Origin of the sequence: Kineococcus gynurae (assembly GCF_042433995.1) — a bacterium.
Taxonomy (GTDB): domain Bacteria; phylum Actinomycetota; class Actinomycetes; order Actinomycetales; family Kineococcaceae; genus Kineococcus; species Kineococcus gynurae.
Window position 1 is genome coordinate 376,701 of record NZ_JBHLUI010000012.1, and the last position, 26,853, is coordinate 403,553.

The 26,853-nt window shown below is 74.2% G+C and carries 26 protein-coding genes and 1 tRNA gene; 16 read left to right on the forward strand and 11 right to left on the reverse strand.

Annotated features, from left to right (window positions below; genetic code table 11):
* The first annotated feature begins 42 nt into the window (after nt 1–42).
* Entirely contained in the window at nt 43–3,636 is a 3,594-nt protein-coding gene (gene mfd, locus ACFFKU_RS17695) for a transcription-repair coupling factor (RefSeq protein ID WP_380140060.1), read from the forward strand.
* A gap of 19 nt (nt 3,637–3,655) precedes the next feature.
* Here mfd and ACFFKU_RS17700 read toward each other — a convergent pair whose 3' ends face one another.
* Nucleotides 3,656–4,531, reverse strand: coding sequence for a DHH family phosphoesterase (locus ACFFKU_RS17700; protein ID WP_380140287.1), 876 nt, complete (start codon nt 4,529–4,531; stop codon nt 3,656–3,658).
* Nucleotides 4,532–4,715: 184 nt separating this feature from the next.
* Here ACFFKU_RS17700 and ACFFKU_RS17705 point away from each other — a divergent pair, with 184 nt between their 5' ends.
* The 5 genes from ACFFKU_RS17705 (at nt 4,716) to ACFFKU_RS17725 (ending at nt 9,001) form a co-directional block, all read left to right on the forward strand.
* The gene (locus ACFFKU_RS17705; protein WP_380140062.1) at nt 4,716–5,375 is read left to right on the forward strand and encodes a nucleoside triphosphate pyrophosphohydrolase; all 660 of its coding nucleotides are present in this window, start codon (nt 4,716–4,718) and stop codon (nt 5,373–5,375) included.
* Between the two features lie 117 nt (nt 5,376–5,492).
* Nucleotides 5,493–6,773: a phosphopyruvate hydratase gene (eno, locus tag ACFFKU_RS17710; protein ID WP_380140064.1), complete on the forward strand. Its 1,281-nt coding sequence runs from the start codon at nt 5,493–5,495 to the stop codon at nt 6,771–6,773.
* Between the two features lie 78 nt (nt 6,774–6,851).
* Nucleotides 6,852–7,469 (forward strand): septum formation initiator family protein, encoded by a 618-nt coding sequence (locus tag ACFFKU_RS17715; RefSeq protein WP_380140065.1) that lies wholly within the window; start codon nt 6,852–6,854, stop codon nt 7,467–7,469.
* Nucleotides 7,470–7,517: 48 nt separating this feature from the next.
* A complete protein-coding gene (locus ACFFKU_RS17720) occupies nt 7,518–8,042 on the forward strand; it encodes a DUF501 domain-containing protein (protein ID WP_380140066.1) in 525 nt (174 codons plus the stop codon).
* The gene (locus tag ACFFKU_RS17725) at nt 8,039–9,001 is read left to right on the forward strand and encodes a Ppx/GppA phosphatase family protein (protein WP_380140068.1); all 963 of its coding nucleotides are present in this window, start codon (nt 8,039–8,041) and stop codon (nt 8,999–9,001) included. The genes ACFFKU_RS17720 and ACFFKU_RS17725 overlap by 4 nt, the downstream gene beginning before the upstream one ends.
* Here the strand turns inward: ACFFKU_RS17725 and ACFFKU_RS17730 are convergent.
* On the reverse strand, nt 8,998–9,441 hold the full coding sequence (locus ACFFKU_RS17730; protein WP_380140069.1) for a MarR family winged helix-turn-helix transcriptional regulator: 444 nt from the start codon (nt 9,439–9,441) through the stop codon (nt 8,998–9,000). The genes ACFFKU_RS17725 and ACFFKU_RS17730 overlap by 4 nt on opposite strands.
* A gap of 59 nt (nt 9,442–9,500) precedes the next feature.
* On the opposite strand from ACFFKU_RS17730, the gene ACFFKU_RS17735 reads away from it, so the two are divergent.
* The 9 genes from ACFFKU_RS17735 (at nt 9,501) to ACFFKU_RS17775 (ending at nt 16,625) form a co-directional block, all read left to right on the forward strand.
* Nucleotides 9,501–10,640: a hypothetical protein gene (locus ACFFKU_RS17735; RefSeq protein WP_380140071.1), complete on the forward strand. Its 1,140-nt coding sequence runs from the start codon at nt 9,501–9,503 to the stop codon at nt 10,638–10,640.
* A gap of 35 nt (nt 10,641–10,675) precedes the next feature.
* A complete protein-coding gene (locus tag ACFFKU_RS17740; RefSeq protein ID WP_380140073.1) occupies nt 10,676–11,128 on the forward strand; it encodes an SRPBCC family protein in 453 nt (150 codons plus the stop codon).
* Nucleotides 11,129–11,150: 22 nt separating this feature from the next.
* Nucleotides 11,151–12,011 carry a uracil-DNA glycosylase gene (locus ACFFKU_RS17745; RefSeq protein WP_380140075.1) on the forward strand — a complete coding sequence of 287 codons (861 nt, stop codon included), beginning with the start codon at nt 11,151–11,153 and terminating at the stop codon, nt 12,009–12,011.
* A gap of 75 nt (nt 12,012–12,086) precedes the next feature.
* Complete coding sequence (locus tag ACFFKU_RS17750; protein ID WP_380140077.1) at nt 12,087–13,358, forward strand: FAD-dependent oxidoreductase; 1,272 nt, start codon at nt 12,087–12,089, stop codon at nt 13,356–13,358.
* Between the two features lie 14 nt (nt 13,359–13,372).
* Nucleotides 13,373–13,456, forward strand: a tRNA-Leu gene (locus tag ACFFKU_RS17755).
* 93 nt (nt 13,457–13,549) lie between these two features.
* Nucleotides 13,550–14,380 (forward strand): Bax inhibitor-1/YccA family protein, encoded by an 831-nt coding sequence (locus tag ACFFKU_RS17760; RefSeq protein WP_380140079.1) that lies wholly within the window; start codon nt 13,550–13,552, stop codon nt 14,378–14,380.
* A 16-nt stretch (nt 14,381–14,396) separates the two neighbouring features.
* Nucleotides 14,397–14,741: a hypothetical protein gene (locus tag ACFFKU_RS17765; RefSeq protein ID WP_380140081.1), complete on the forward strand. Its 345-nt coding sequence runs from the start codon at nt 14,397–14,399 to the stop codon at nt 14,739–14,741.
* 43 nt (nt 14,742–14,784) lie between these two features.
* Complete coding sequence (locus ACFFKU_RS17770; RefSeq protein WP_380140083.1) at nt 14,785–16,152, forward strand: cystathionine beta-synthase; 1,368 nt, start codon at nt 14,785–14,787, stop codon at nt 16,150–16,152.
* A 5-nt stretch (nt 16,153–16,157) separates the two neighbouring features.
* The gene (locus ACFFKU_RS17775; RefSeq protein ID WP_380140085.1) at nt 16,158–16,625 is read left to right on the forward strand and encodes an SRPBCC family protein; all 468 of its coding nucleotides are present in this window, start codon (nt 16,158–16,160) and stop codon (nt 16,623–16,625) included.
* On the opposite strand, the gene ACFFKU_RS17780 is transcribed toward ACFFKU_RS17775, so the two are convergent.
* The 7 genes from ACFFKU_RS17780 to msrA form a co-directional block, all read right to left on the reverse strand.
* The gene (locus ACFFKU_RS17780; RefSeq protein ID WP_380140087.1) at nt 16,619–17,827 is read right to left on the reverse strand and encodes an ABC transporter permease; all 1,209 of its coding nucleotides are present in this window, start codon (nt 17,825–17,827) and stop codon (nt 16,619–16,621) included. The genes ACFFKU_RS17775 and ACFFKU_RS17780 overlap by 7 nt on opposite strands.
* Nucleotides 17,828–17,836: 9 nt before the next feature.
* Complete coding sequence (locus tag ACFFKU_RS17785; protein ID WP_380140089.1) at nt 17,837–18,568, reverse strand: ABC transporter ATP-binding protein; 732 nt, start codon at nt 18,566–18,568, stop codon at nt 17,837–17,839.
* The gene (locus ACFFKU_RS17790) at nt 18,568–19,632 is read right to left on the reverse strand and encodes a biotin/lipoyl-containing protein (RefSeq protein ID WP_380140091.1); all 1,065 of its coding nucleotides are present in this window, start codon (nt 19,630–19,632) and stop codon (nt 18,568–18,570) included. The genes ACFFKU_RS17785 and ACFFKU_RS17790 overlap by 1 nt, the downstream gene beginning before the upstream one ends.
* A gap of 137 nt (nt 19,633–19,769) precedes the next feature.
* Nucleotides 19,770–20,867 carry a hypothetical protein gene (locus tag ACFFKU_RS17795; protein WP_380140093.1) on the reverse strand — a complete coding sequence of 366 codons (1,098 nt, stop codon included), beginning with the start codon at nt 20,865–20,867 and terminating at the stop codon, nt 19,770–19,772.
* On the reverse strand, nt 20,864–22,108 hold the full coding sequence (locus ACFFKU_RS17800) for a sensor histidine kinase (protein WP_380140095.1): 1,245 nt from the start codon (nt 22,106–22,108) through the stop codon (nt 20,864–20,866). Before ACFFKU_RS17800 ends, ACFFKU_RS17795 begins: the two co-directional genes overlap by 4 nt.
* 24 nt (nt 22,109–22,132) lie before the next feature.
* Nucleotides 22,133–22,867, reverse strand: a complete 735-nt coding sequence (locus ACFFKU_RS17805) for a response regulator (protein ID WP_380140097.1) — start codon at nt 22,865–22,867, stop codon at nt 22,133–22,135.
* An 87-nt stretch (nt 22,868–22,954) separates the two neighbouring features.
* Nucleotides 22,955–23,671, reverse strand: coding sequence for a peptide-methionine (S)-S-oxide reductase MsrA (gene msrA, locus ACFFKU_RS17810; protein ID WP_380140099.1), 717 nt, complete (start codon nt 23,669–23,671; stop codon nt 22,955–22,957).
* A 103-nt stretch (nt 23,672–23,774) separates the two neighbouring features.
* On the opposite strand from msrA, the gene ACFFKU_RS17815 reads away from it, so the two are divergent.
* Nucleotides 23,775–24,962: a cystathionine gamma-synthase gene (locus ACFFKU_RS17815; RefSeq protein ID WP_380140101.1), complete on the forward strand. Its 1,188-nt coding sequence runs from the start codon at nt 23,775–23,777 to the stop codon at nt 24,960–24,962.
* Nucleotides 24,963–24,969: 7 nt separating this feature from the next.
* On the opposite strand, the gene ACFFKU_RS17820 is transcribed toward ACFFKU_RS17815, so the two are convergent.
* Entirely contained in the window at nt 24,970–26,214 is a 1,245-nt protein-coding gene (locus ACFFKU_RS17820) for an MFS transporter (RefSeq protein ID WP_380140103.1), read from the reverse strand.
* A 498-nt stretch (nt 26,215–26,712) separates the two neighbouring features.
* Nucleotides 26,713–26,850: a hypothetical protein gene (locus tag ACFFKU_RS17825; protein WP_380140105.1), complete on the reverse strand. Its 138-nt coding sequence runs from the start codon at nt 26,848–26,850 to the stop codon at nt 26,713–26,715.
* Nucleotides 26,851–26,853 lie beyond the last annotated feature (3 nt).

Sequence of the window (26,853 nt, forward strand, 5' to 3'; positions counted from 1 at the left end):
GTAGGGTGGGGAGGTTGCCGACCTGACTTCACCGGAGTGTTCGTGAGCCTCACCGGCCTGCTCGACGTCCTCAAGAACGACCCCGCCGTCGCCGGCGCCGTGACCTCCGCCCGGGAGGGGGACTCCCGGGCCCTCGACGTCGTCGCGCCCCAGGGCGTCCGTCCCGCGCTCCTGGCCGCGCTGGCGGCCGAGCGGCCGCTGCTCGTGGTGACCGCCACCGGGCGCGAGACCGAGGACCTCGCCACCTGGCTGCGCTGCTACGTCCCGGCCGAGCGCATCGCCGAGTTCCCGGCCTGGGAGACCCTGCCCCACGAGCGGCTCTCGCCGCGCTCGGACACCGTCGCCCAGCGTCTCGCCGTCCTGCGCCGGCTGGCCCACCCCGACACCTCCGAGACGGGGTTCGCGGGCGCCGGGGAGATCCGGGTCGTGGTGGCCCCGGTCCGCGCCCTGCTGCAACCGCTGGTCAAGGGCCTGGCCGACCTGGAACCGGTGCGGCTGCGGCCGGGGGACGAGGTCGGCCTCGACGAGACCGTCGAGCGTCTCGCGGCCGCCGCCTACACCCGCGTCGACATGGTCGAGCGCCGGGGCGAGTTCGCCGTGCGCGGCGGGATCCTCGACGTGTTCCCGCCCACCCGGTCCCACCCCCTGCGGGTGGAGTTCTTCGGCGACGAGGTCGACGAGATCCGGTCCTTCGCGGTCGCCGACCAGCGCTCGCTCGAGGTCGAGCCCGAGGGCGTGTGGGCGCCGCCGTGCCGGGAGCTGCTGCTGACCCCCGCGGTCCGGGACCGCGCCGCGGCGCTCGCCGAGAGCCTGCCGGGCGCCGCGGACGTGCTCGCCAAGCTGGCCGAGGGCATCGCGGTGGAGGGCATGGAGTCGCTCGCGCCCGCCCTGGTGGACGGCATGGAGCCGCTGCTCGACGTGCTGCCCCGCGACACCCACGTCGTGCTCGCCGAACCCGAGAAGGTCCGGGCCCGCGCGCACGACCTGGTGGCCACGGGTCAGGAGTTCCTCGACGCGGCCTGGATGAACGCCGCGGCCGGCGGGCAGACCCCGGTCGACCTGGGGGCCTCCTCGTTCTGGACGCTGGCCGAGGTGCGCGCCCACGCGGAGTCGACCGGTCGGCCGTGGTGGTCGGTCACGTCGCTGGTCTCCGACGACGAGCTGCGCGACCTCGAGGACACCCGCGTGCTGCGCGTCGCCGCCCGCGACGTGGTCAGCTACCGCGGCGAGACCGAACGGGCGCTCGCCGAGATGCGGGCCCTGGTCAAAGGGTCCTGGCGGCTGGTGGTGACCACGGAGGGGCACGGCCCGGCCAAGCGCCTGGTCGAGATGCTCGGGGCCGAGGACGTGCCGGCCCGCCTCGTCGAGGATTTGTCCGCGGCCCCCGAGGAGTCGCTGGTCCTCGTCACCACCGCGGGCGTCGAGCACGGTTTCGTGGCCGAGGAGCTCAAGCTCGCCCTCATCACCGAGTCCGACATCACCGGCGTCGGGGGGTCCTCGACCAAGGACATGCGCAAGATGGCTCCGCGCCGTCGCCGCAACGCCGTCGACCCGCTGGCGCTGCGCCCCGGCGACTTCGTCGTGCACGAGCAGCACGGTGTCGGGCGGTTCGTGGAGATGGTCCAGCGGACGATCCAGAACGCGACCCGGGAGTACCTCGTGCTGGAGTACGCCCCCAGCAAGCGGGGCCAGCCGGGCGACCGCCTGTTCGTGCCCTCCGACACCCTCGACCAGGTCACCCGGTACTCCGGCGGCGAGGCCCCCCAGCTGTCCAAGATGGGCGGTGCGGACTGGGCCAAGACCAAGAGCCGTGCGCGGCGCGCCGTCAAGCAGATCGCCGGGGAACTCATCCGGCTCTACTCGGCCCGGATGGCCACCAAGGGCCACGAGTTCGGGGCCGACACCCCCTGGCAGCGCGAGCTCGAGGACGCCTTCCCCTACATCGAGACGCCCGACCAGCTGGCCAGCATCGACGAGGTCAAGGCCGACATGATGAAGCCGGTCCCGATGGACCGGTTGATCTGCGGCGACGTCGGCTACGGCAAGACCGAGATCGCCCTGCGGGCCGCGTTCAAGGCGGTCCAGGACGGCAAGCAGGTCGCCGTCCTCGTCCCGACCACGCTACTCGTCCAGCAGCACCAGAAGACGTTCGCCGAGCGCTACGCGAGTTTCCCGGTGTCGGTGCGGCCGTTGTCCCGCTTCGTCTCCGACGCCGAGTCCAAGGAGACCCTGGCCGGCCTGGCCGACGGGTCGGTCGACGTCGTCATCGGGACCCACCGGCTGCTCTCGGGGGAGGTGAGGTTCAAGGACCTCGGTCTCGTCGTCGTCGACGAGGAGCAGCGCTTCGGCGTCGAGCACAAGGAGGCGCTGAAGACGCTGCGCACCAACGTCGACGTGCTCGCCATGTCGGCGACCCCCATCCCGCGCACGCTGGAGATGGCAGTGACCGGGATCCGGGAGATGTCGACCCTGGCCACCCCGCCGGAGGAACGCCACCCGATCCTGACCTACGTCGGCGCCTACGAGGAGAAGCAGATCGCCGCCTCGATCCGGCGCGAGCTGCTCCGCGAGGGGCAGGTGTTCTACGTCCACAACCGGGTGCAGTCCATCGAACGGACCGCGGCCCGGCTCAAGGAACTCGTCCCCGAGGCGCGCATCGCCACGGCGCACGGGCAGATGGGGGAGCACCGCCTGGAACAGGTCGTGCTCGACTTCTGGGAGAACAAGTTCGACGTCCTGGTCTGCACCACCATCGTCGAGACCGGTCTGGACATCTCCAACGCCAACACCCTGATCGTCGAACGGGCCGACGTGATGGGCCTGTCGCAGCTGCACCAGCTGCGCGGGCGGGTCGGGCGCGGGCGGGAACGGGCCTACGCCTACTTCCTGTTCCCCGCCGACAAGCCGCTCACCGAGACCGCGCACGACCGGCTCGCCACGATCGCCCAGCACACCGACCTCGGGTCGGGCATGGCCGTGGCCATGAAGGACCTGGAGATCCGTGGGGCCGGGAACCTGCTCGGCGGCGAGCAGTCCGGCCACATCGCCGGGGTCGGGTTCGACCTCTACATGCGCATGGTCGCCGACGCCGTCTCCGACGTCCGCAACCAGGTGCCCGGGGCGGAGAACCCCGGCGCCGAGGAGGAGACCACCGAGGTCAAGATCGAGCTGCCGGTGGACGCCCACCTGCCGCACGACTACGTGCCCTCGGAACGGCTCCGCCTCGAGGCCTACCGGCGCCTGGCCACCGTCGAGGACGAGTCGGGTCTGGTCGAGCTGAACGCCGAGCTGACCGACCGCTACGGGACCCCGCCCCAGCCGGTGCTGAACCTGCTCGAGGTGGCCCGGTTCCGGATCGTCGCCCGGCGCGGCGGACTGCGCGAGGTGTCGTTGCAGGGCAAGCAGATCCGCTTCGGCCCGATCGACCTGCCCGAGTCCCGCGAACTCCGCCTGAAGCGGCTCTACCCGGGCACGCTGCTGAAACCGGCCCTCTCGGTCGCCCTCGTCCCCGCCCCCATGACGGCGCGGATCGGGGGCAAGCCGTTGCGGGACGCCGAGATCCTGGCCTGGGCCCACGAGTTCGTGGCCGCGGTCCTGCTCGACCAGCCGGCCAAGGTCGCGGCCGGCGCCCGCTGAGTGCCGGGTTCGTCCGGCGTCAGCGTTCGCTGCGCAGTTCCTCCAGCAGTTCGGTGAGGGTCTGCTCGGCCACCTCGTGGGACACCTGGCAGGTCCCGGCCGCGAGGTGGCCCCCGCCGCCGCGCTTCAGGCAGATGGCGCCGACGTCGACCGGGGAGGTGCGGTCGACGATGGACTTGCCGACGGCGAACACGGTGTTCTGCTTCGCGCGACCCCAGATGACGTGGACCGAGACGCGGGCCTCGGGGTAGAGGGCGTAGAGGAAGAACCGGTTGCCGGCGTGGATCGTCTCCTCCTCGCGCAGGTCGACGACCACGACGTCGCCGTGGACGCGGCTGACCCGGCGCAGCTGGGCGGCGAACTTCTCGGCCTGCTCGCGGTACAGGGCGACGCGCTCGGCGACGTCGGGGGTGGCGAGGATCTCCTCGACGTCCTGGTACTCCGCGCAGCTCTCGATGAGCTGCATCATCAGGTCGTAGTTGGAGATCCGGAAGTCGCGGAACCGGCCGAGGCCCGTCCGGGAGTCCATGAGGAAGTTGAGCAGCGTCCAGCCCTGCGGGTCGAGCACCTCCTCGACGTCGTAGGCCGCGGAGTCGGCCTGGTCGACGGCGCGCATCAACCCGAAGGAGATCTTGGGGAACGCGGCGTCACCGCCGAAGTGGTCGAAGACCACGCGCGCGGCGGAGGGGGCCTCGGGGTCGATGACGTGCGCGGCGGCGTGGCCACCGGTGTCCTCGTGCTCGCGCATGGTCTCGGAGTGGTGGTGGTCGAAGACCAGCGCGGCCCGGGCGTCGTAGGGCACGTTGGTGAGGATGTCGCGGTCGCTGATCTCGACCACCCCGTCCTGCACGTCCTTCGGGTGCACGAACGTGATGTCGTCGACCAGGTCCAGCATGCGCAGCAGGACCGCGCAGACCAGGCCGTCGAAGTCGCTACGGGTGACCAACCGGTAGGGGCGGCCGGAGTGGTGCGGCGGCAGGGTGGCGGGCGCGTCGAGGAGGCTCACCCCGAGATCATCGGCAGGTCGGGCCCGGACCTGACGCCGCCGAACGGGCGGTTCGGGCCCTAGCGTGACCACCGTGACCACCTCGCCTCCCGGGTCCCGTCTGCTCGACCTCGTCGCGACCATGGACCGGCTGCGCTCGCCGGGGGGCTGCCCCTGGGACGCCCGGCAGACCCACCTCACGCTGCGCCGCTACCTGCAGGAGGAGACCTACGAGGTCCTGGAGGCGATCGAGGCCGGGGACCCCGCGGAGCTGCGCGAGGAGCTCGGCGACCTGCTGCTGCAGGTGGTCTTCCACGCCCGGGTGGCGCAGGAGAACCCGCCCGCGGCGGGGGGTTTCGACATCGACGACGTGGCCGCGGCGATCGTGGCCAAGCTGGTCCGGCGCCACCCGCACGTGTTCGCCGACGACCAGCTCGCCGCGGACGCGCCGACCGAGGACCTGCAGCGGCGCTGGGACGCCATCAAGGCCCAGGAGAAGCCCCGCACGTCGGTCCTGGACGGGATCCCGCTGGCCCTGCCCGCCCTGGCCCGGGCCGACAAGGTGCTGGGTCGGCTGCAGCGCAACGGGATCGAGACGCCCGTGGCGGCCCAGGAACTGTCCGAGGAGCAGGTCGGCGCGGAACTGCTGCAGCTGGTGCGGCGGGCGCACGCGGCCGGGGTCGACCCGGAGGCCGCGCTGCGGGCCGCGACCGCCGCCCTGGAGGCGCGGGCCCGCGACGCCGAGCGCGCCTGAGCGTCCCGTCCCCGCCCGCGAGACATGCCCTAGGCTCGCGCAGGGATCAGACGCCGCCCGGGCCCCGGGTGGCCCCCGTCCCACCCGCCGACCAGCATCTGCTCGTAAGGAGTGCCTGTGGCCACCATCGAGGCCGTCGGAGCCCGCGAGATCCTCGACTCCCGCGGTAACCCCACCGTCGAGGTCGAGGTCCTCCTCGACGACGAGACCTTCGCCCGCGCGGCCGTCCCCTCGGGCGCCTCCACCGGCGCCTACGAGGCCGTGGAGCGTCGCGACGGCGACAAGGGCCGCTACCTGGGCAAGGGCGTCGACCAGGCCGTCGAGGCGGTCATCGAGGAGATCGGCCCCGCCCTCGTCGGCCACGACGCGCACGAGCAGCGTCTCGTCGACCAGGCCATGCTCGACCTGGACGGCACCCCGAACAAGGAGCGCCTGGGCGCCAACGCCATCCTCGGCGTCTCGCTCGCCGTGGCCAAGGCCGCGTCCTCGTCGGCCGGTCTGCCGCTGTTCCGCTACCTCGGCGGCCCCAACGCGCACGTCCTGCCCGTGCCGATGATGAACATCATCAACGGCGGCGCGCACGCCGACACCGGCGTGAACATCCAGGAGTTCATGATCGCCCCGATCGGCGCCCCGACCTTCCGGGAGGCGCTGCGCTGGGGGGCCGAGACCTACCATGCGCTGAAGTCGGTGCTCAAGGAGCGCGGGCTGGCCACCGGTCTGGGTGACGAGGGCGGTTTCGCCCCCGACCTGCCCAGCAACAAGGACGCCCTGGACCTCATCGCCGTCGCGATCGAGAAGGCCGGGTACACCCTGGGCCGCGACATCGCCCTGGCCCTCGACGTCGCGGCGACCGAGTTCGTCGCCGACGGCGGGTACGCCTTCGAGGGTGAGAACCGCAGCGCCGAGTGGATGTCGGAGTACTACGCCGGCCTCGCCGCGGACTACCCGCTGGTCTCCATCGAGGACCCGCTGGGCGAGGACGACTGGGCCGGGTGGCAGCACCTGACCACGACGCTGGGCGACAAGCTGCAGCTCGTCGGCGACGACCTGTTCGTCACCAACCCCGAGCGGCTGGCCCGCGGGATCGCGGAGAAGGCCGGCAGCGCGCTGCTCGTCAAGGTCAACCAGATCGGGACCCTGACCGAGACGCTCGACGCGGTCGACCTGGCCCACCGGGCCGGTTTCACCACGATGATGAGCCACCGCTCCGGCGAGACCGAGGACACGACCATCGCCGACCTCGCGGTCGCCGTGGGCTCGGGCCAGATCAAGACCGGCGCCCCGGCCCGTTCCGAGCGCGTCGCGAAGTACAACCAGCTGCTCCGCATCGAGGAGGAGCTGGACGACGCGGGTCGCTACGCGGGGGCCTCGGCCTTCCCGCGCTCCGGTCTCTGACCGCTCGGGAACCCTCCGGGTCCTCCGGCCCGGCGCGCCTGACCCCTGGGGCGCGCCGGGCTTGAGAACCTGGTACCGATGGCGACTCGTCGACCCACCGCACCGCGCGCCCCGCGCCGCACGGCACCGGGCGCGGCTCGACCGCGCCCGGAGACCCGGGCCGGGGCGGCCCCGCCGCCGCGACCGGCGGCCCGGGCCTCGACGCGACCCTCGCCCGCGTCCCGGGGACGCAGTTCGGCGTCGACGAGCGCGGCCGAGCGGCGGCGCACCCGCGGCCCACGGGCGCTGGTGCTGACCGGTCTCGTCGTCGTCCTCGCCGTGTTCCTCGTCCCCTCCGGGCAGACCTGGCTGGAGCAGCGCTCGGAGATCGGTCGGCTCGAGGCGCAGATCCAGCAGCAGGAGAAGGACCTCGCCGCCGCCCGTGCGGAGGAGGCCCGCTGGAACGACCCGGCCTACGTGCGCACCCAGGCCCGGGAACGCCTGCAGTACGTGCTGCCGGGGGAGACCGCCTACCGCGTCCCGGGCTCCGGGCAGACCGACCTCACCGACCCGGCCGAGGTCGCGGCCCGCTCGACCAGTTCCGCGCAGGCCTGGTACGCCAACATCTGGACCTCGCTGCGGATCGCGGGTCTCGACGACGCGGCCGACGCGATCCAGCGCACGCCCGAGCCGACACCCACCCCGACCGGCGGCTGACACCCCGACCGGATACTCCTCGACCGAGGACGACGCAGGAAGGCCACCGTGGACGAGACATCCCTGGGCACCGGGAGCGAGGTCACGGACGGTGACCTCGCTGCGGTCCGGGAACTGCTGGGCCGGGTGCCCCGGGGGGTGCTCGGCATCGCGCACCGCTGCCGGTGCGGACGCCCCGACGTGGTGACGACCGCCCCGCGGCTGCCGGACGGGACCCCCTTCCCGACGACCTTCTACCTGGTGGACCCGTTCGCGGCGTCGGCGATCAGCACCCTCGAGGCGTCGGGCCTGATGCGCGAGATGCAGGACCGGCTGAGCGAGGACGACGAGCTGGCCACGGTCTACGCGCAGGCCCACGCGGACTACCTGGCCCGGCGGGCGGAGCTCGGGGAGCCGGTCGCCGAGATCGAGGGCATCTCCGCCGGGGGGATGCCGACGCGGGTCAAGTGCCTGCACGCGCTCGCGGGCCACGCGCTGGCGGCCGGGGCCGGGGTCAACCCGTTCGGGGACGAGACGCTGGAGCGGCTCTCCGCGCTGGGCGGGTGGCCCGCCACCTGTCCCCACACCGCGTGAGCGCGACGCGTCGGGTCGCCGCGATCGACTGCGGAACCAACTCGCTGCGGTTGCTGGTCGCCGACGTCGCCGCCGACGGCACGGCCCGGGACCTGGTGCGCAGCAACACGATCGTGCGGCTGGGGCAGGGGGTCGACGCCACGGGGGCCTTCGCGCCCGAGGCGCTCACCCGGACCTTCGCCGCCTGCGACGAGGTCGCCGCCACGCTGGCGCGTCTCGGGGTGGGCCCGGACGCGACCCGGTTCGTGGCCACCTCGGCGAGCCGGGACGTGAGCAACCGCGCGGAGTTCGTCGCCGGGGTCCTCGACCGCCTGGGGGTCGAGCCCGACGTCGTCAGCGGGACCGAGGAGGCCCGGCTGTCCTTCGTCGGCGCCACCCGGGAGCTGGTCGGCTCTCGGCCCGACCCCTTCTGCGTCGTCGACCTCGGGGGCGGGTCGACGGAGTTCGTCCTCGGCCGGGCCGACGTCGAGGCGAGCCTGTCGGTCGACGTCGGCTCGGTCCGGCTGACCGAACGCCACCTGCACGACGACCCGCCCACCCCCGAGCAGGTCGCGGCCGCCCGGGCCGACGTGGCCGCGGCCCTGGACCGGGTGGAGGAGGCCGTGCCGCTGGCCCGGACGGCCACGTTGGTCGGGGTCGCCGGGACGGTCACGACCCTGACCGCCGCGGTGGCCGACCTCCCCGCCTACGAGCCGGGGAGCGTCCACGGGCGCGAGCAGCCGATCGCCGACGTCCGGGCGACGTGCGCCTGGTTGCTGGCCCTGCCCCGGGCCGAGCGCCGGACCCGTCCTTGGTTGCACCCCGGTCGGGTCGACGTGATCGGGGCCGGCGCCCTGGTCTGGGACGCGGTGCTGGAACGGTTCGCCGGGCGGGCCGGGCTGAGCAGCGTCCTGAGCAGCGAGCACGACATCCTCGACGGCATCGCCCGCTCGGTGGTGGAACGCGCGGACCGGTCCTAGCCGCTCGTGGCCGGCTTCGCCCGGGACAGCTCGGTGAGCACCTCCCGCACGACGGCCCACCGCTCGGCCCCCACCTCGGCGGCCCAGTCCGCCTCCACCTGCTCCATCGCCGTCCGGACCGCGCGGACCACCTCGGTCCCGGCCGACGTGCGTCGCACCAGCCGGGCGCGCCCGTCGGCCGGGTCCGGCCCCACCTCGACGAAACCGGCCGCGAGCAGGGGGTCCAGGGTCTGGGCCAACGCCTGCTTGGTGAGGCCGGCCACCTCGGCCAGTCGGCTCAGACGTTCCCCCCCGGTGGGCAGCATGACCAGCAACCGGTAGTGCCGGGCGCGCAGCCCGGGGAAGCGGTCCTCGCTGAGCGTCAGCAGCGTCGGGCGCAGCCGCCGGAGCGCGTGCTCCAGCAGGGCGGGCAGCCACGGGCCGTTGACAGAGTCCGTCAAGGAGCTTCACCATCTTCGTCATCCGACAAGGAGCTTGACCAACTGTAGGCAGGCAGACCATGGACGTCGTCACCGCCCTGCGCCACCACCTCGAACGGCCCACGCTGCAGCTGCTCGACCAGCGCGAGGAGCCGCTGGAGCACGACATCAGCGCCCCCACCACCGCCTCGGTCACCCGGGTGCACCTGCACCTGCGCGACCCCCTCGGGGACCTGCGGTTGTCCTGCGTGCGCAAGGTGCTGCAGGCCGCCCGGCACGGGCTGCCCCCGGTCATCCCGCCGGAGGTGATCGCCCACCTCGACGCCGTCATCCCGTGGCGCTTGGAGTCCGACGTGCTCACCCCGGCCCTGGCGGCCGCGATGCCGCCGGGACTGCGGGCCCCCGAGGTGCTCGCACGCCTGGAGCGCCCCGACGACCGCATCGAGCTGTGGCTGCGCGACGTCGAGCCGGTCCCTGCGTCGTGGACGGCCGGGGACACCGTGCACGCGGCCCGTCTGCTCGGCCGGCTGGCCGCCCGCCGCCGGGACGAACCGCAGCCCGCGGGCCCCCGGTTCCTCGACACCTACCGCTGGGAGTCGGTCGCGGTCTGGTCGGCGCCGCGCCTGCTCGACCCGGCGACGTGGGCCCACCCGGTCTTCCGCGACCCCGCCGTCGTCGGTCTGCGCGGGCCGCTCCTCGCGCTCGTCGCCGGCCTGCCGCGCCTGGACGAACGGCTGGCCGCGGTCCCGGTGCTGCCCGCCCACGGGGACGCGACCCCGCTCAACCTGCTGCGGCCGGGGGTCGATCCCGACGACCTCGTCCTGCTCGACTGGGCCTCGGCCACCCCCGGGCCCGCCGGGTGGGACGTCGTCCCCCTCGTCTTCGGGCTGGCCGAGTGCGGGCGTCAGGACGTCTCCGACGCCCGGGCCGTCCTGGACGACGCGATCGCCGCCTACGGCGCCGGGTTGGCCGAGGAGGGGTTCGAACTCGCCCCGGACCGGTTGCGCACGGCCGTCGTCACCGCCGCGCAACTGCGCTACGCCTTCACGACCCTCCCGCTGGGCGTGCTCGACGGCGTCCCCCTGCCCGACCCCGACCCGTCCGCCTACCTCGCCCGCCGGGCCGCGCTGGTCCGCTGCGTGCTCGACCTCACACCGGGGGGACCCGGTGAGGGGGGCGTCGGGCGGGGGCGGCTGGCAGGGTGGAGCGCGACGTCGTAAAGATCGACGCAGGGCACGCCGGAAGGAACCGCAGCATGGGCACCGTCAGCGCCACCACGACCCGCCGCATCGAGGCCCCGCCCGCCCGGGTCCTCGCGGCGCTCGCGGACTACCGGGGGACCCGTCCGCGGTTGCTGCCCGCCCAGTTCACCGACTACGAGGTGGTCTCCGGTGGGGCGGGGGAGGGCACCGAGGTCCGCTGGAAGCTGCACGCCACCAAGAAGCGGGTCCGCGACGTGCACGCCGACGTGACCGCCACCGATTCGCACGGGTTCGTCGAGGCCGACCGGAACTCCTCGCTGCGCACGACGTGGCGGGTGGAGTCGACCGAGTCGGAGGACGGCGACGCGAGCGAGGTCCTGGTGACCCACGAGTGGAACGGTGCCACCGGCGTCGGCGGGTTCTTCGAGCGGACCTTCGCCCCGCGCGGGCTGGACCGCATCTACGGCGAGCTGCTGGACAACCTGGCGGCCGACGTGGCGCGGTGACCTGGCTCGGTGACCTGGCTCGGTGACGTCCGAGGTCGGGCCGGGCGGCGGGCTCCCGCACCCCGGGACGGGGGAGTGCTTCGACTCACCCGTACCGGCCGGTTCCGGCTGGCCGGGCGACCCGGCCCGTGGGGACGAGACCGCCGCGCGGACCGTGACCGACATCGACGCGCTCTCCCGGGCGACGGATCTGCCCGGTCTCGCGGCCCACGCCTCGGTCTGCCGGGCCTGTCCCCGCCTGGTCGCCTGGCGCGAGGAGGTGGCCGTCGGGAAACGTCGCGCCTACCGCGACCAGCCGTACTGGGGGCGACCCGTGCCGAGCCTCGGGACCGACCGCCCGCGGGTCCTCGTCGTCGGGCTCGCCCCGGCCGCGCACGGCGGGAACCGCACCGGGCGGATGTTCACCGGGGACGACTCCGGTGACTGGATCATCGGCGGTCTGCACCGGGCGGGGCTGGCCTCGCAGGCCGAGTCGGTCCACGCCGCCGACGGGCTGACCCTGCCGCTCACCCGGATCGTCGCGCCCGTGCGGTGCGCCCCGCCGGACAACGCCCCGACCCCCGCCGAGCGCGACACCTGTGCCCACTGGCTCGACGCCGAGCTCCGCCTCGTCGAGCGCGACGTCCGCGTCGTCGTCGCGCTCGGCGCCTTCGCCTGGGCCGCGGTCCTGGGCGCCACCCGGCGGGCCGGGCGGCCGGTGCCGCGCCCGCAGCCCCGCTTCGGCCACGGGGCCGAGGTCGCCCTCCCGCTCGGGGGTCCCGCCCCGGCCACGCTGCTCGGCAGCTACCACGTGAGCCGGCAGAACACCGCCACCGGCCGCCTCACCCGCCCGATGCTCGACGCCGTCCTCACCCGCGCGGCCACCCTCGCCACGCCCCCCTGACCCGCCCGGGGCCCGTGGCCCGCGGGGGTCGCGTCGTTGCCGGGGTGGACGGCGGCGCGTCACTACAGTCGGTCCATGGCCGCGCCCGTCTCCCCGCCGCGCATCCTCGTCGTGGGCGGGGGTGGCCCCGACGGGGGGCTCGCCGGTCCCGCGGTGGCCGCCGCGCTGGCCCGTCGGCTGGCTCCCCGGGAGGCCTCGATCAGTCTGGTGCGCCCGCCGGCCCCGGTGACCGACCTCGACCTGCTCGCCGACGTGGTCGTCGGGGCCCTCCGCCCGTCGCGGGTCTCGCGCGAGCTGTCGGAGACGGACCTGGCGGCCGACCTCGCCGCGGTCGAGGAGCTGCCGGGTCGGCTGGCGCACCTCGACCACACCCACCGCGTCGCCCGGTGGCGGCCGGTCTCCGGGCCCGAGCGCGCCCTGCACTACGACGTGCTGGTCCTGGCCACCCCGCCCCGACCGCCGGTCGGGCACGAGGTGCCCGCGGATCTCACCGAGCTCGCCGACGCGACCGGGGCGGAGGAGCTGCGCCACCGTCTGGAGGCCGCGCTGGACCGGGCGGACGCGAGCCGCGACCCCGAGGTGCGCGACCGGGCGCTCACCGTCGTCGTCCGGGGCGCGGGAACCCCCGCCGTCCGCCTGGCCGCGGCGTGCGTGCACGTCCTGCGGCAGGGTGCGCTGAGCCGGAACAGCCTGCGGCGCACCGATGTCCGGGTCCTCCTGCGTTGCCCGGGCCCGCTGCTGCCCACCGACCCGGACTTCGGGGTCGAGGTGGGCGCCCGGCTGCGGGACGTCGGGGTCGAGGTCCGCATCGAGGGGGCGGACGGGTCGGGGACGCCCGAGGCCGCCGACGTGCGGGTGGCCCTGCCCGCGGCGGGGGCCGACGCGGGCGGGCCCGTCGTGCTCGACGCCGACCTGGCGGCGCTGCGCACCGAACCGTCGCTGGACGCCGACCTGCGCCTGACCGGCCTGGACGCGGCCTGGGGCATCCCCGGGGGTGGCGGCCCTCGCGCGGTCCGGCACGCGGCCGAGGCGGTCGCGGCGAACGTGGTGGCCGAGCTGCACGGCGGGAGGAGCGAGGACTACCGGGCGCCGACGGCCCTGCCGGTCGTCGGCCTGACCCCCGGCCGGGGGCTGGCCCGCGTCGCCGGTCTGACGGTGGCCGGGCGAGCGGCCGGGGCCCTGGACCGGGTGCGGACGCTGGTCGAGCTGCCGACCGCGCGGCGCCGCGCCGCCGTGCTGGGCGGGTGGGCGCGCGGGGGGTGGGCCTCCCGACGGTCCGGGCGGACGGGGCGGGACGCCGTCCCGGTCGACCCGTTCGTGGCCGCGGCGCCCGGCGTGGAAGCATGACCGCGTCCGCTCCCGCCCGGGTGGCGTAACTGGTAGGCGCACGGGGCTTAAACCCCCGGGCCGTTCGCGGCGTGCGGGTTCGAGCCCCGTCCCGGGTACGAGGTGACGATCAGGTCACGACGGTGCGGCCGGGAACCCCGGACGGGGTCCCGGCGTTGCACCGGACAAGAAACTCGACTCCCGGGGGAGCCATGCGCAGCAGCAACCCGATCTTCAGCCGCAACAACGAGTGGCAGGGCAAGGGTGGGTACGCCACCTTCGACGCCCACGGTCGCGGCGGAGCCCGTTCCACCGCGCCGGCCGACGCCTCCGCCTCGACGCTGGAGGACTGGTACCGCAAGCCGTCCGCGACGCCCGCCCAGTCCGGGCGGATGACCCTGGACGACGTCGTCGTCCGGACCGCGATGCTCTTCGTCGTGCTCCTGGTCGGCGCCGCGGCCGGGTTCTTCTTCGTCCCGAACCTCGGCATCGCCATCGTCGCGGCGCTCGTCGCGATGGGTCTCGGCCTCTGGGCGTCGATGTCCAAGAAGGTGCGCCCGGGCGTCATGTTCGCCTACGCCGCCCTGGAGGGCGTCTTCGTCGGGGCGATCAGCGGGGCCTACGCGAGCCTCTACGAGGGCATCGTCGGCCAGGCCGTCGTCGGCACGCTGTGCGCCTTCACCGCGATGCTGCTGGCCTACAAGTTCGGCCTGATCAAGGCGACCGCGCGCTTCACCAAGGTCCTGCTCGTCGCCACCCTCGGGTACCTGATCTTCGGCCTCGTCAACCTGCTGCTGGCCTCGTTCACCAGCTGGACCAGCGTCTACGCCGGGGGCGGCCCGCTCGCCATCGGCATCAGCGCCCTCGGCGTCGTCCTCGCCTCGCTGTTCCTCATCCTCGACTTCAGCTACATCGAGCAGGGGATCCGCAACGGGTTGCCGCAGAAGGAGGCGTGGCGCGCGGGCTTCGGTCTCATGGTCACCCTCGTGTGGCTGTACCTGGAGATGCTGCGGCTCATCGCCATCCTCCGCGGCAACGACTGACGTCCCCGCGACCGGCATGAGCACCCCGGAGCTCGGTCCGTCGGCCCCCGCGGCCGCACGGGCCGAGCTTCGTCGTTCCCTGGACCTGCTCGTCGACCGGATCCGCGCGATGCCGCTGAGCCGGCTCGAACGCGCCCCCGAGGGCGCGGGCACGACGCGTGCCGCGGCCGTCGGCGCCGCGGCGCAGCGGTTGGCCGACCTCGCGGCCGCCGCCGAGGGACGACCGCGCCGGGAGCTGCCCGGTCTCGCCACGCACGGTCTCGGGGACCAGCTCGCGGTGGTCGGCGGGGACGCGCTGACCCACGGGGCGCCCTCCGCCGACGTCGAGACGGTCCTGGTCGGCCTGCGGCGCTCGCTCTGAGGAGCGCGGAGGGCCACCCTCCGCGTCCTGCGACAATGCCGTCATGCGCTACGCCGAGTCCGTCGTCGACCTCGTGGGCGGGACGCCCCTCGTCAAACTGTCCAAGGTGACCGCGGGTCTGTCCTGCACCGTCCTGGCCAAGGTCGAGTACCTGAACCCCGGCGGGTCGGTGAAGGACCGCATCGCGCTCAAGATGGTCGAGGCCGCCGAGGCGGAGGGCGCCCTCAAGCCGGGCGGCACCATCGTCGAGCCGACCAGCGGCAACACCGGGGTCGGACTGGCCCTGGTCGCCCAGCAGCGCGGCTACAAGTGCGTCTTCGTCTGCCCGGACAAGGTCGGTGCCGACAAGCGCAACGTCCTCAAGGCCTACGGCGCCGAGGTCGTGGTCTGCCCGACCGCGGTGCCGCCGGAGGACCCGCAGTCCTACTACCAGGTGTCCGACCGGCTCGTCCGCGAGATCGAGGGCGCCTGGAAGCCCAACCAGTACGCCAACGTCAACGGCCCGGCCAGCCACTACGAGTCCACCGGACCGGAGGTCTGGGCCGACACCGAGGGGCGCGTCACGCACTTCGTGGCCGGGGTCGGGACCGGGGGCACCATCACCGGGACGGGCCGCTACCTCAAGGAGCAGGGGCCGGTCACCGTCATCGGCGCCGACCCGGAGGGGTCGGTCTACTCCGGCGGGACCGGGCGTCCCTACCTGGTCGAGGGCGTGGGCGAGGACTTCTGGCCCAGCGCCTACGACCCCTCGATCCCCGACGAGATCGTCGCGGTCTCCGACGCCGACTCCTTCCAGATGACCCGGCGCCTGGCCCGCGAGGAGGGCCTGCTGGTGGGTGGCTCCTGCGGCATGGCCGTCGTGGCCGCGCTCCGCGTCGCCGAGCGCCTCGGGCCCGACGACGTCGTCGTGGTGCTGCTGCCCGACTCCGGTCGCGGGTACCTCGGCAAGATCTTCAACGACGAGTGGATGGCCTCCTACGGGTTCCTGCCCGCGACCGAGGGCGGCACCGTCGGGCAGGTCCTGGCCGCCAAGACCGACGGGCTGCCGGCCCTGGTGCACACGCACCCGACCGAGACCGTCCACGACGTCATCGAGATCATGCGCGAGTACGGCGTCTCCCAGCTGCCGGTCGTCGGCGCCGAGCCCCCGGTCATGGCCGGTGAGATCGCCGGCGCCGTCACCGAGCGCGAACTGCTCGACGCGGTCTTCACCGGGCGGGCGGGCATGGCCGACCCGATCGCGGCCCACATGGGTCCGGCCCTGCCGTTGCTCGGGGCCGGGCAGTCGGTCACCGAGGCCCGCTGCGCCCTCGAGCGGGGCGACGCCGCGGTCGTCGTCGACGACGGCAAGCCGGTCGGCGTCATCACCCGCCACGACCTGCTCGCCTTCCTGGCCGTCAACAGCCACTGACGTCCGTGCTCTCACCCGGGGGCGGGTCCACCGTCCGGATCCGCACCCGGGTCCCGGCGCCGCCGGAACAGGTCCACGACGCCTGCCTGGACATGGACCTGCACCGCGCGTCGCTGGCCGGCAGCGCGGAGACGGCGACCACGAGTTCCGGCTCGGCGCGGCTGGGGGTCGGGGACGAGGTCACCTTCTCCGCCCGCCACCTCGGTCGCCGCTGGTCGATGACGGCGCGGGTGACCGAGGGGGACCGGCCGCACCGCTTCGTCGACGAGCAGGTCCGCGGTCCGTTCGGGTCGTTCCGACACGTCCACGAGTTCCGCGCCGACGGCGGCGGCGGAACCGTCATGACCGACGAGGTGACGTTCCGCCCGCCGTTGCCGCCCCTCGGCCTCGTCGCCGTGCCCGTGCTGCGCTGGTACCTGCGCCGCCTGCTCCGGCGCCGGGCGCGGTTCCTCGCGCGGCGGTTCGATCAGTAGCGGATGGCGTCGATGACCTTGGCTCGCACGGCCATGGTGGCCGGGATCAGCCCGGCCAGGGCGCCGATGGCGGTCGCGGCCAGCAGCCCCTCGAGCGCCGCCGACACCGGGAAGGGCGGGACGTCGGTCAGCGAGAGCTCCGCCGGCAGGATCAGGTCCAACGGCAGGTTGGAGATGATCGCGACCGAGATCCCGACCGCCACCAGCCCGGCGACGAACGTGGCCACGACGCTCTCCAGCAGCACCGCGAAGAACACCCGCCGGGAGGTGGCCCCGAAACTGCGCCGGACGCCGATCTCCCGGATGCGCTGGCGGACCGTGACCAGACCGACGTTGAGCACCCCGATCCCGCCGAGCAGCAGCGCGAAGTAGCCGATGACCCGCAGCCCGATCGAGAGCACCAGGTCGAGGACGCCGAGCGCCTGCCCGCTGTCCGCGCGGTAGACCGAACCCAAGAATCCCGGCACGGCCGAGTTCAGCTCGTTCTGCAGGGCCGCCACCAACGCCTCGCTGTCGGCCTCGGGGACCCAGAGCTCCATCGACGGCGGGCCGGTCGTGGTCGGGTCCACGAGCTGCCAGCGGCTGAGCGCCGAGTTGAGGACGTAACCGGCCGGGACGTCGGGGTCGCTGAAGGGCGGGTCGGCCAGGCCGACCACGGTCGCGGTGACCGGGACGGGCCCGGCCAGGACGACGGTCGGGGGTGCGGCCGGGTCGAAACCGCCGAGCGCGTCGGCGAAGGCCGCGTTGACGACGAGGCGCGGGGCGTAGGCGGCGGCGTCCCCCGCGTCGAACCAGCGGCCGGCGCTCGGCAGGGTCCGGTGCATGGTCCCGTAGGCGGGGTCCACCCCGGTGAGCTGGACGGACATCGCCCCGGAGGGGAATCGCACGATGGTCCCCGAGGACTGCGTGACCAGCCCGTTCCACCGGATCTCGTGGCGTTCGGCGACCTCCCGCAACGCCTGGACCACCTCGGCGTTCTGCGTCGCGGAGACGGTGGGCCCCACGGGGTAGAGGTTCGCGGTCAGCGTGGCCGGTCGCCCGGAACTCCGCTCGAAACTCTCCCCGAGGGTCTGCCGGGCCATGTCGCCGACGGCGGTGATCGTCGTCATCGCGAACACGGCGAGGAACACGCCGACCAGCGAGAGGATCACCCGGACCCGGTGGACCCGGACCTCGCCCCAGGCCTCGACCAGTGCGGCCACGAACCCCATCTAGACCGTCTCCCGGTGCGCGGTGGCGTCGGCCACGGCGTCGGCGTCGAGCGGGGAGAGGACCCCGTGGTCGAGCCGGAACCGTCGGTCGGCCCGGGCGGCCACAGAGAGGTCGTGGGTGATGGTGACCAACGTGGTGCCGTCGTCGCGGACGAGTTCCTCCAGGACGTCCATGACCGCCGAGCCGGTGTCGACGTCGAGGGCCCCGGTGGGTTCGTCGGCCAGCAGCACCCGCGGTCGGCGGACCAGGGACCGGGCTAGGGCGACGCGTTGCTGCTCCCCGCCCGACAACGTCTCCGGCATCGCGTCGACCCGCCCGCCGAGGCCGACGCGGTCGAGCATGTCCCGCGCGATCCGCTTGCGCTGCAGGAATTCACGGGTAGACCCGTAGAACAACGGCGACGCGGTGTTCTCGGTCGCGGTGCGCCCGGGGAGGAGGTTGAACTGCTGGAAGACGAACCCGAAGGTCGCGCCCCGGAGCTTGGCGGTGGCCCGCGCCGACAACCCGGCGACGGACCGACCGTCGAGCAGGTACTCCCCGCCGGTGGGGGAGTCCAGCAGGCCCATCAGGTTGAGCAGGGTCGACTTCCCGGAACCGGACCGACCGACGACGGCGACGTGCTCCCCGCGGGCGATGTCGAGGTCCACGCCGGTGAGGATGCGGAGGTCGGAACCGTCGGGCAGCCGCACGGTCCGGTCCACCGCCCGCAGCGAGATCACGGGCTCGTCCATCAGCCGTAGATCCCGCCCGGGGCGTAGGGGTCCTGGACGGTGTCGTCACCGGGGGCGAACTGCAGGATCCGGGCCCCCTCCTCGACCCCGCCGGTGATCTCGACGTTCACGCCGTCGGTCAGGCCGAGGGTCACGGGCGTCTCCGTCTGCGCGCCGTCGTCGCCGAGGACCCACACCGCACCGTTGTCGACGCGCCCACGGACCGCGGTGACCGGCGCGAGCAGCACCCCGGTGGCCCGGCCGGCCGTGATGTCCAGGGTGGCGCTCAGGCCCGCGAACACCCGGACGTCCGCGGGCACCCGGCAGGAGACGCGGGCCCCGGTCAGGGTGTCGGTCGGTGCGGAGAACGGGTCGACGAACCCCTGCTGGTCCGCGCCGTCGTCGCCCGACCCCGCCGCCGGGGTCCCGGTGGTCAGGTCGGTGCAGGAGAAGGTGCCCGGCCCGCCGGGGACGGTCACCTCCGCCGACGTCGGCGGGGAGAGGAGACGGAACTGCTGCTCCTGGGTGAGGCTCCCGGCGGCGGTCAACGTCCCGGGGGAGACCCGCGCGACCTCCTGCCCCACGGTCACGTCCTGCTGCGGCAGCACGTCCAGGGTGGTGAGGGTCCCGGGGCCGGTGGCGGTGACGGTGACCGTCCGGGTCCGGGGCACCGCGGGGGCGGTGGCCGCGGCGTCGGGGGCGCCCGACGTGGTGCCCGACGTGGTGGCCGTCTCCTCGACCGGCACGACGACGGTGAACAGCGGCGTCCCCTGCTCCACGACGTCGCCGACCGCCACGCGCACCCGCCCGACCTGACCGGCGGCGGTCGACTTCACCACGGTGGCGGCGTCGGCCTCGATGGTCCCGGTGACCGAGACGGTGTTCACCACGTCGCCCCGCGTCACGCTCGCCTCGGGGGAGTCGAGGACCGCCGACGGGCTCGCCGGGCCACCCTCGTCGGCGCGGGCGTCGGGCCGGAAGAACGCCAGGTAGACGAGGGCGACCGCGATGACCGCCCACACCAGCAACCGCAGCGTCGGGAACACGTACCCGCGGACGACTCCTGCCTCGGTCCCCCTGGCCACGCTCGAACCCCCGGTCGATCCACCTCGTCGGGCCCCGTGCCGGACCCGGCGAAACTAGCAGCGGGAGATCGCGTCGCGGGCCCGGACACGAGGGTCCGGGCGGGTGGTCTCGGGCGGGTGGGCTCGGGCGGGTGGGCTCAGGCGGGGTGCAGTTCCACCCAGAGCGACCCGGGGTGCAGGTCGAGCGTCATCCGCAGCGCCCCGGAGCGGGGCAGGACGAACTCCCGGGACCGTTCGACCGCGGCGGCGACGGCGTCGACCACCTCTGGTTCACCCTCGACCGCGATGGTGAGCGGGGTGCCCGACGGGGGCAGGCGGGTGGTGACCCGGCACCGGGCGGCGTGGACCAGGACGACGACGAGGGTGCCCCGTCCGGCCGCCAGCAGCTCGCCCGGGTCGGAGCCGGTGCGCCGGTCGTCGACGACGTCCACCTCGATGCCCCGGGCCCGGGCCACCCGCAGGGCGTCGCGGACGCGGGTGTCGACCAGCGCCCGGGCCCGCAGGTCGTCGCGCAGCTGCCGCTCCAGGGTCCGGGCCGCCCGGGCCGCCGTGTCCCAGGCCGCGTCGTCGTCGGGGGCGGTCCGCGCCACCGTCGACAGCAGGGGCACGACGGTCTGCTCCAGGTCCGTGCGCCGGGACCGGTCGCTGACGGCCCGCGCGGCCGTCGCGGCCCGCTCGGCGGCCACGCTCTCGACCTCCGAGGAGTACCGGGCCAGGGTCCGGGCCGTGGCGTCGAACAGGTGGCGGGCGGCGAGCGAGGCCGAGAGCCAGAGCAGGGCGGGCTGGTTCAGGGCCGCGATGGTCCCGCCCCGTGACCACGGCAGGTCCTCGGCGGTGAGCACGCCCGCGGTGATGACTCCCGCCGAGGCCAGCACGGCGGCCACCGCGGGGAGGCGCCGGTGCCGCAGCACGAGGGCGACGACGATGATCTGACCGGCCCCCGGCCACCAGTTGGGGTAGGTCCGCCAGCTCTCCGGTTCCAGGAACGGCATGACCAGCAGACCGCTCAGCGGGACGACCGCGGCCGCCGCCCAGGCCGCCCGCCGCCCGAGCGCCAACGGGCGTCCGAGCAGCGGGCGCAGCAGGTACGCCGAGGTGCCGACCACGAGCAGGCAGGTGAGGGACATGAGGACCGGCTGGGTCGTCGCCCCCAGCCCGAGCAGGGTCACCAGGACGGCGTGGGAGAAGAGCCAGAGCCCGGCTCCCACCAGGCAGGCGCGTTGCAGGGGGGTCATGGTCGGACCCGCCCGGGCTCCGGATCAGCGGGGCCACCCGGGTCGTCCGGGGCCGAGGGGACCCCCGAGGTCTCCGGCCCGGGCAGCGTGGGGACCCGCAGCCGCACCCGGGTGCCCTCGCCGCGCCGGGAGGTGATCGTGGCCGAGCCGCCGACCGAGGCCATCCGGCCCCGGATCGAGACGGCCAGCCCGAGTCCGCGCCCCCCGGAGCGGTCGGGGTCGAAACCGACCCCGTCGTCGGCGACGTCGACCACGAGGGTGTCCGCCGGCCCGGGCACGACCTCGAGGTGCACGGTCGGCACGGACCCGTCGGGACGGCCGGCGTGGCGGGCCACGTTGCGCAGCGCCTCGGCGGCGGCCACGGTCACCGCCTCGGCCACGTCGGCCCCGACCCGCGCACCGGTCGTCGGCGGGGCGACCCCCACGAGCTGCACCCGTTGACGGCGGGCCATCCGGTTCAGGTCCCGCGCGAGCAGTCCCACGGCGACCGAGGACGCGGGGGGCGCGGAAGGGGCGGTGTCGCCGCCGAGCTGGGCGCGGGCCCCGGCCGCGGCCCGGGTCGCGGTCCGCCGGTCCTGCCGGGTCCGGGCCGCGGCCACCGTCCCCAGCGTCGCCAGCACCTCGTCGTGCACGATCGCGTCCCACCGGGCCTCGGCGGCGGCCCGCGCCGCGACCGCGGCCGCCTCCGCGGTCGCCTCGGCCAGCCGGGCGCGGGCCCGGCCGACCCCGTCGGCGGCGTCGACCATGGCCTGCGAGGCCACCGCCGTCATCGGGGCGACGACCAGGAGCAGGGTCAGGTCGACGACGGTCTGCGTCGCGGGGCTGCCCGGCCCCATGAGCACGTCGTGGAGCACCCGCAACCCGCAGTGCGCGAGGCCGGCGATCAGGCCCCCGCGCAGACCGAACGCCAGCGCCCCGGCCGCCATGGTCAGCGGGGACAGTCCGAGCACCCAGGGCGGTTCCGTCCCCACCGGCGGTCCGAGCAGGGCGTGGGTCAGCAGCGCGAGGTCGCCCCACACCAGCAGGAGCAGCCCGGGGCCGCGCAGGGACGGTCCCGGGTCGCGCAGCAGCCAACCCAGCCGGGCCGCGACGGCGACACCGCTGACGGCGACCGCCACCGTCCACGCCGGGGCCTGCCGCCCCACCGCGAGCGCCGAGGCGGTCGAGAGCCCGGGCAGCGTGCTCAGCATCGACAGGACGAGGGTGAGCAGCACCAGCCGCCGGGCGTTGACCGGGGTCACGTCGAGCTGACCGCGGGCACGGCCTCAGCCCTCGCCGGGGCCGCTGCCGGTCACCGGCGCGATGACGCCGTCCTCGACCGCCCGGTGGTACAGCTCCATGCGCGTGTAGGCCGGTCGGTCCACGGCCGCGTACTTGGCCCGGATGCGTTTGAGGTAGCTCTTGGCCGTCTCGTGCCCGACCCCGAGGCGCAGCGCGACCGATCGGGCCGGCATCCCACCCGCGTAGAGCTCGAGCACCCGCCGTTCCTGCAGGGAGAGGTGGTCGGCGAGGGTCTGGGAGTGCTGGAGGGTCGCCGCGGTCTCGGCCGACTCCGGGGTCTCCCCGGCGCCGGCCGCCCACAGCGCCTCGGCCACCGTGGCCACCGGCCGGTCCTTGAGCAGGACACCCAGGGCCCCGGCCCGCAGGGCCTCCAGGGCCGCGTCGGGACTGCGTCCCTCGGTGTAGACGAGCACCGCGACCCCGGCCCGGAGGAGCCGCTCGACGTTGCGGGCCGGGCGCGACTCGTCGCCCAGGCGCAGGTCGAGCAGCACCACGTCGACCGGTGGGGCCTCGGGCGCACGGCTCACGGACCGCGCGAACCCGGCGAGGAGTTCGTCGACGGTGGGGGCGGTGGCGACCAGCCGGATGCGGTGGTCGAGCTGGGCGAGCTCGACCCGCAACCCGCTCAGCAGTGCGGGGTGGTCGTCGACGGCGGCGACGCGCAGGTCCCCGCCGCCCTCCGCCCCGTCCCCGCCCGGGTCGTGCACGCCGTCCGGCACGACGGCCCCCTCCCTGCCCGGACCCGCTGCCCGGGCCACGAAGGTATACACCGTAGCGATGTCGTACAGGGTGCAAGGTCCCTACCCTCACCCGGCGGGAGGGTAGGAGACCCGGGCAATCAAACGGCGACGGTCAGCTGCCGGTGCGGCCAGGCCGATCTGGCAGGTCAGGCCGTTGGGACCGTGCGTGCAGTACCCGTTGGGGATCTTGTGCAGGTACTGCTGGTGGTGGTCCTCGGCGTAGTAGAAGGGGCCGGCCTCGCTCACCGGACGGATCTCGGTGGTGATCTGCCCGTGCCCGTGCGCGGTGACCTCGGCCTGGAAGGTCTCCCGGGTCTGCTGCGCGGCCCGCAGCTGCTCGTCGGTGCTCGTGTAGATCGCCGAGCGGTACTCGGTGCCCCGGTCGTTGCCCTGCCGGTAGCCCTGGGTCGGGTCGTGGTTCTCCCAGAACACCTTGAGCAGCTGTTCGGCCGAGGTCTGCTCCGGGTCGTAGGCGACCAGGACGGTCTCGGCGTGGCCGGTGCGACCCGTCACGGACTCCTCGTAGGTCGGGTTCTCGGTGAACCCGCCCTGGTACCCGACGGCGGTCGTGACGACCCCCGGCTGGCGCCAGAAGATGCGTTCGGCCCCCCAGAAGCAGCCCATCGCCAGGGACAGGGTCTGGGTGCCCTCGGGCCAGGGGCCCTCGAGCGGCGTACCGAGCACCTCGTGCGTGCGGGGCACGAAGAACGGACGGGTGGGCCGGCCCGGGAGGGCGTCGGCGGCGGTCACCATCTCCGTCTTGAAGCGGTTTCCGAACAGCATGTCGTCAGGCTCCTTCCGCTGTCGTACCCCGATCAACCACGACCGGCCCGCAGACGTTCCCGGCGCCCGGGGCCGGGTCGCGGGCCTCGTAGACTCCTCCGCCGTGAGCACCCCCGCGACCCCCCAGCACGGCTTCTCCACCCGCGCGCTGCACGCCGGTCAGGAGCCCGACCCCGCGACCGGTGCGGTGGTCACCCCGATCTACCAGACCTCCACCTACAAGCAGGACGGCGTCGGCGGTCTGCGCACGGGGCTCGGGACCGGCTACGAGTACTCGCGCTCGGGCAACCCGACGCGGACCGCGCTGGAGATCCAGCTCGCCTCCCTGGAGCAGGGTCACCAGGCCTTCGCCTTCGCCTCCGGCCTCGCCGCCGAGGACGCGATCCTGCGGGCCCTGCTCAAGCCCGGCGACCACGTCGTCGTCCCCAACGACGCGTACGGCGGCACCTACCGCCTGGTCAAGCGCGTCGCCGAACCGTGGGGCGTCGAGCACACCCCGGCCGACCTCACCTCCCTCGACGCGGTCCGCGCGGCGATCCGTTCAGGGACCACGCGCCTCGTCTGGGTCGAGACCCCCACCAACCCGCTGCTCTCGATCGGCGACATCGCGGCGCTCGCCGAGCTCGCCCACGAGGTGGGGGCCCTGCTCGTGGTCGACAACACGTTCGCGACGCCCTACCTGCAGACGCCGCTGACCCTGGGCGCCGACCTCGTCGTGCACTCCACGACGAAGTACTGCGGCGGGCATTCCGACGTCGTCGGCGGGGCGGTCGTGGTCCGGGCCGGTGACGACGGTCGCGGCGAGGACCTCGCGGAGCGGATCGGGTTCCACCAGAACGCGATGGGGGCCGTGCCCGGGGCGTTCGACTCCTGGCTGGTGCAGCGCGGGCTGAAGACGCTCGGGGTCCGGATGGACCGGCACTGCGAGAACGCCGAGCGGATCGTGGAGTTCCTGCTCGGGCACCCGCGGGTCGCCTCGGTCCTCTACCCGGGGCTGCCCGAGCACACCAACCACGCCGTCGCGGCGCGGCAGATGTCGCGCTTCGGCGGGATGATCTCGTTCCGGACCCGCGGCGTCGAGGACGCCCTGCAGGTCTGCAAGTCCACCGAGCTGTTCACCCTGGCGGAGTCCCTGGGCGGGGTCGAATCGCTCATCGAGCACCCGGGTCGGATGACGCACGCCTCGGTCGCCGGGTCGCTGCTGGAGGTCCCCGACGACCTGGTCCGGTTGTCGGTGGGGATCGAGGACGTGGCCGACCTCATCGCCGACCTCGACTCCGCCCTGGCCTGACCCCGGCTCAGCGGGCGGCGTCGGAGTGCGCGATGCGGGACAGGCTGCGCCAGATCAGGACCAGGAACACCGCCGACCCGAGGAAACCCCACCAGAACGGTGCGGTGATCCCGAGGTGCTGGGCCAGGAACCCGCCGATCGCCGCCCCCAGCACCAGCCCGCCGTAGGTGGCGACGGAGTTAAGGGCGGTCACCCGTCCCTGCAGGGGCAGCGGGACCGCGCGCTGGCGCACCGTGATGGACGTGGTGCCCCAGACGAAGGCGTGCACGCCGAAGACGAAGAACACCGGCAGGGCCACGAACGGGTTGCGGGTGAGGGCCAGGACGAGGTGGGTCAGGGTCTCCACGACGAGGCCCGCCCGCATGATGGTCCCGAGGCTCGTCCAGCGCGTGAGCCGGCCGTAGAGCACGGTCCCGAGCAGGCCGCCGGCGGCGATCGTGGTGCTGACCAGGCCGAAACCCACGGCGCCCAGCCCCAGCCGGTCGCGCGCGTAGAGGACCAGCAACGACCACGCGGCGCCGTAGGTCAGGTTGAACACGAAGATGGTCAGCAGCAGGGTGCGGACCGCGTCGTGCCGGACCGTCCAGGCGAAACCCTCGCGCAGGTCCTGGCGGATGCGGCTGCGGGGGCGGTCGGCGTCCGGGGCCGACGTGCGGATGCGCGCCACCAGGACCGCGGCCAGCCCCGCCAGGGCGGCCTGAGCGGCGAACGGCGTGAAGGCGGTCAGGGTGAACAGGAACGCGCCCAGCGGCGGTCCGACCAGTTGGTTCACGGTGATGAAGCTGGCCTGCAGGCGGCTGTTGCCCAGGGCCAGGTCGTCGCGGTGGACGATCATCGGGAGCAACGTGCTGGCCGTGTTGTCCACGAACACCTCGGCGGTCGCCTGGACGAACAGCACCCCCAGGACGACGGCCACGGGCGGGTCCCCGGACGCGACGAGGACCACCAGCACGACCACGACCGCCGCCCGGACCAGGTCGACCGTGAGGATCAGGCGGCGACGGTCCAACCGGTCGGACAGCACCCCGGCGGGCAGGGCGAACAGCAACGGCGGCAACCACTGCAGGAGCGCGGCGAGGGCGACGACGAACGGGTCGCGCGACAGCGAGGCCACCAGCAGCGGACCGGCGGCCAGCGCGATCCCGTCGCCGAGGTTGCTGGTGAACGAGGACCCCAGCAGCCAGCGGAAACTCCGCCCCAACCGGGACGGCAGCAGCACCTCGACGGCGACCGCCGGCCCGGGGATCCTCACCGACCCACCCTGGCGGAGCCGGGGGAGGGCGGGCAAACCCGTTACGGAGGCGGGCTGGACCGCACCCTCTTTCGGTCATGACTCGAGCGCGGCAGTCGCGATGGTGTGGACCTCGGACGAATCCGGCACCGGGGTGCTCATAGGCGCAGATGGAGAGCCAGTGGCCGCACGGATGGTGCTTGCGGCTGCGGACGCCTTGCACGACGCCGTCATCGACGAGCTGCTGCTGGGTCTCACCACCTGGCCCCCCTGTCCGCTGCATTCAGCCAGTCACCCGCTCAGTCCCCGCTTGAGAGCACCAGTAGCGGAGCGCAGACAAGATCTCGACGAGGCCCTCTATCCCGAGGTCGACGTGGTATGGGTGTGCTTGCGGACCGGCGAGGTGGTCTGCCGGGTCGGAGAACTGAGGACCATGCCGTCCCGCACAGCACGAAAGGGATCTGTCGCCGGGGAGGAATCGTGACCCTTCCGATTGCCGACGGGGGTGTGTTGAAAGAATCACCGACTCTGTCTCTCATCGCCTAGCGTCGTCCAGGGTTGGTCCAAGCCGGTCCGCAGCGACGACAGCCCGGCCTTGCGGACGTGGCCGTCGAGAACGGCGACGTCGGCCTCGGAGAGGCTGGTGCTGAGCTTCACGCC